This window comes from Psychrobacter celer, from assembly GCF_016107555.1.
Classification (GTDB): domain Bacteria; phylum Pseudomonadota; class Gammaproteobacteria; order Pseudomonadales; family Moraxellaceae; genus Psychrobacter; species Psychrobacter celer.
In genome coordinates, this window is record NZ_JABASU010000069.1 from 1 (window position 1) to 533 (window position 533).

Annotated in this window: 1 protein-coding gene; it reads right to left on the reverse strand. The window is 41.8% G+C overall.

Annotation, left to right across the window (positions count from 1 at the left end):
- Positions 1-39: 39 nt before the first annotated feature.
- The gene (locus tag JFC05_RS12710) at positions 40-471 is read right to left on the reverse strand and encodes a DUF6708 domain-containing protein (RefSeq protein WP_338106220.1); all 432 of its coding nucleotides are present in this window, start codon (positions 469-471) and stop codon (positions 40-42) included.
- Positions 472-533 lie beyond the last annotated feature (62 nt).

Below are 533 nucleotides of genomic sequence, written 5' to 3' on the forward strand. Positions count from 1 at the left end.
GGTATTTTATAAGAGATTCTACGTTTGAGCTGTGCTATTTTAGGGGATAGTTACAGTACAAGCACGCAACCAACCCATAAAGGTCACTTCATGTTGTAGTCCAGTCAGACCCTTGTCTTTTTTCTCTTGAGCAATATCGGCACAGGCGAGTAGCGACGTGCTGATATCTGTTGGACACGCGTGGGCATATCGTGGATCAAGCGGTAGCTCGTCTGCGGGACGCTCCATATAGGTACGGATAAACGTCCATTGGTCGTAAGGGCTGAGTTGCATGTCCTCGAGATTGATAATTTGGATGGTTTGGTTGGTTTTAGGATCAATCACATGCAAGTTTAGGGCTTCATACACGACGCGACTATTGCGTCGAACCGAAGCGACGATATCTTTATAGTCAATTAAATGAAAAACAGGCGCTTGCTTACGATTATGCTCGTAGTAAGCAATTTGCTGGGTCTGCTTTAACAGTACGATTTTATTATATAGTCAGTCTTTTATAAATAAGATACAATGCTTTTAAAATAAAGAGAAAGATA